General features: G+C 70.6%; 2 protein-coding genes and 1 tRNA gene. All 3 read left to right on the forward strand.

All coding sequences use genetic code 11. The features are described 5' to 3' along the window. Positions 1–1,674: telomere-associated protein Tap (tap, locus tag ACWEN3_RS44805; RefSeq protein ID WP_452983984.1), on the forward strand; the 1,674-nt coding region annotated here is incomplete at its 5' end. 219 nt (positions 1,675–1,893) lie between these two features. After that, complete coding sequence (gene tpg, locus ACWEN3_RS44810) at positions 1,894–2,454, forward strand: telomere-protecting terminal protein Tpg (protein ID WP_452983986.1); 561 nt, start codon at positions 1,894–1,896, stop codon at positions 2,452–2,454. A 160-nt stretch (positions 2,455–2,614) separates the two neighbouring features. Continuing rightward, a tRNA-Met gene (locus ACWEN3_RS44815) sits at positions 2,615–2,691 on the forward strand. The last annotated feature ends 26 nt before the right edge of the window (positions 2,692–2,717 follow it).

The following is a 2,717-nucleotide window of genomic DNA, read 5'->3' on the forward strand; positions in this document are numbered from 1 at the left end:
CCCGCCCTCGATCCGCGGTTCCCGCACGGCCCGCTCGCCGTGCTCGACGGTGACGGCTCCGCGTACGGCGTCGACGGCATCGTGCTCGACTGCCCCGCCACCACCATCCCTGAATTGGTGGAGTGGACGCTGCGCGAGTCCGGACTCGGCACGCCGAAGCTGCACCGCTACGGCAAGGACGCCGACCCACTGATCGTGCTCACCGCGGCCGCGGCCGTGAAGCTGGGTCTGCCCGAGCGCCTGGAGGGCCACGAGCAGCGACGCTCCCTGCGCCTGTCCGCCGACCACCCGGTCGTCCGGCAGGTCACGAACGCCAAGTGGCAGCTCACACAGCGCGGGTTCGGCCCGTGGGCGCGGATCTACCGCAAGGCTCAGGGCAACCAGCGCCTGTGCGTGCAGCTCGCCATCCTGTCCTGGGACGCCCTCGACGAGCGGTCCTGGCCGGGCGTGGCGGACATGGAGCCGGCCGACATCGCCCGCGTCCTGGGCGTCTACGCCCAGCGTGTCATCACCCCGCGCGGCTCCACGGCCGTCTCGGGACTGGAGCTGATGACCGCGCTGCGCCCGCCCACGAAAGCCGTACAGGACCCGCAGACCGGTAACTGGGTCTCCGGCCACAACCCCGGCTCGCTGGGGTCGGAGCCCATGGACCCGGCGCCGCCGGAGGCCACCCAAGAACATCCCGTGGTGGTGCACAGCGGTTGGCGCGGCGGGTTCCTCAATGAGGAGGCGTACCAGTGGGTGCGGCCGGTGGACCTGCTCACCGACGAGGAGTGCACCCTGCCCTTCGCCGTAGGGCTCGACCTGAACACGGCCTTCCTCGCCGCCGCGGGCCGCCTGGTCGTCGGCCTGTCCGGCCCCGAACACTTCCACGCCCCGTCGTTCAACCCCAAGGTCCCCGGCTCCTGGCTGGTCGACCTGTCCCACATCGAGCTGGACCCACGCCTGCCCAGCCCCTTCACCCCGGACGGAGCCCGCCCGACCGGCCCCGCCTGGTACCAGACACACACCGTCGCCTACGCCCAGGAACTCGGCCACGACGTCCACCCCGTCGAGGCGTACCTCCGCCGCGAGACCGGCGCGTACCTGGACCCCTGGCACGACCGCCTCAAGACCGCCTACGTCGACACCCTCGCCGACCTCGGCATCACCCGGGACCTGGCCGACAGCGAGTTCCTCGAGGCGATGGAGCGGCACAAGCAGGTCGATCCGGCCCTGGCCGCCGTACTCGCCGCGATCAAGGCCACGGTCAAGGGCGGCGTCGGCAAGCTGCGCGAACGCCCCCAGGGCCGCCACTACAAGGCCGGCGAGCGGTGGCCGGCACTGGAACGCCCGACCTGGCGCCCCGACATCCGCGCCGCCGTCATCTCCAGGGCCCGGACCAACATGCACCGCAAGCTGCTCAACATGGCGAGGATGACGGGCCTGTACCCGCTCGCGGTGCTCTCCGACTGCGTCGTCTACCCCTCGCCGGGTGACAACCCGCTCGCTTTCCTGCCGTACGCGGCCTCAGGGAAGCCGCAGCCTGGCGGGTTCCGACTCGGACCCTCGCCGGGCCTGGCGAAGCTCGAGGGCGTCCAGTCGATGCTGTGGGCCGTCGACCTGATGGAGCAGGGCTACAACCCGGCCCGGCACATCAAGGGCGGCGACGCCGTCCTGGACGAAGGCGAGTAACCCTCGTGGCCGCCGACACCGCGCTGTTGCTGGAGACCGGCGCAGACCTGGAGCCGACGCCGGAACGTCTGAAGGCGCGCACGGGGGTCCTGCCGTGCATCTTGCGCGTCCGCGGCTCCTCGCTCCGGTCCTGGCTGTGGCGGTACGACCGACGCGGGACCTCAATCCGGCCGGCCGGCTCCGAGGGCCGGGCCACCACCCCCGAAGGGAGCCAGAACCGTGCCGGGAGAGATTGATGACGCCATCGAGCGCGCCGGCTGGGAGTCGTTCACGCGGGAGCCGCCCAAGACCCTCAAGGGCCAGATCGGCTTCCTCCTGCGGCAGTTGAGGTCCGCGAAGGCCGTCGCCCAGGAACTGGGCGTCACCGCCGACTCCGTGAACCGCTACCGGCGAGGTGCGCGCAAGCATCCGCCCAAGGACATTCAGCGGAAGATCGACGCGGCCGTGCGGTCCCGGTGGCAACCCCAGGTCCGCAAACGCCGACAGCGGCAGGCCGCCGCAACGACCGGGATCACCGTGGAGACCCGCGCCCGGTTCGGCTACACCGCACCCGTCGGCACGACCGACGACGGACGGTTCCGCCGCCTCACCGTGCACCTCCCCCCGGAGTACGCACAGCGCCTGTTCGACGCCCGCGACGCCGGCGCCGGCGACCAGCAGATGCGGCAGATCATCGCCGACGGATTCAAGGCGGTCTACTTCCAGGACGGCGGAACACGAGCTATGGGCCTGTCGGACGTCGCCATTACCGACATCGACTATCTGGACCTGGATTTCTGAACAGGGCGGCCAGAGTTGGGGCTTGCTGTGTGATCACGGCGCCGGTGCAGTGTTGTGCCCTAGGCTTGCGCCGTCGATGCAGGCGGAGGCTCTCTATGAGCCAGAACACAGTCGTCTCGACGACCCAGCCGGACCACACCGTGTAGAGTGGCATTACCGACGCGGGGTGGAGCAGCTCGGTAGCTCGCTGGGCTCATAACCCAGAGGTCGCAGGTTCAAATCCTGTCCCCGCTACCAAACGAAGGGGCCCGCAGCAGCGGGCC

This window comes from Streptomyces sp. NPDC004561, assembly GCF_053602155.1.